This is a genomic window from Deinococcus pimensis DSM 21231, from assembly GCF_000519345.1.
Lineage (GTDB): Bacteria > Deinococcota > Deinococci > Deinococcales > Deinococcaceae > Deinococcus_A > Deinococcus_A pimensis.
Map to the genome: position 1 here is coordinate 1,928 of NZ_KI912640.1, position 345 is coordinate 2,272.

Here is a 345-nt window from a genome sequence, read left to right on the forward strand (position 1 = left end):
GACCGCGCCCGCGCCTCCACGAGCCCCGCGCCCGCCGCCGGGAACACCGAGCGGCGCAGCACCCCGCCCGCGTGCGTGTTCTCCACCAGCCCCGAGAACGCCACCTCCCCCGACGGGGAGCGCGCCACGGACAGGCTCAGCTCCCGCGTGAAAGGCACCAGCCCCTCCAGCACGCACGGCACTCCGAAACGCGCGAAGGCCTCATCCAGCTCCGCCTGGGACGAGACGCGCGCCTGCCCCTTCCCGTCGTACCCCAGCTCCGACGTCTTCAGGAGGCCCGCGCCGCCCACCGCCGCCAGCGCACCCCGCAGGTCCGCCGCCGACTCCACCCGCACGAACGGCGCC

1 protein-coding gene is annotated in these 345 nt (G+C 76.5%); it reads right to left on the reverse strand.

The window, feature by feature from the left end; translation table 11 throughout:
- Positions 1–345, reverse strand: a 345-nt coding sequence (locus DEIPI_RS30205) for an ATP-grasp domain-containing protein (protein WP_157463607.1), incomplete at both ends; no start/stop codon positions are given.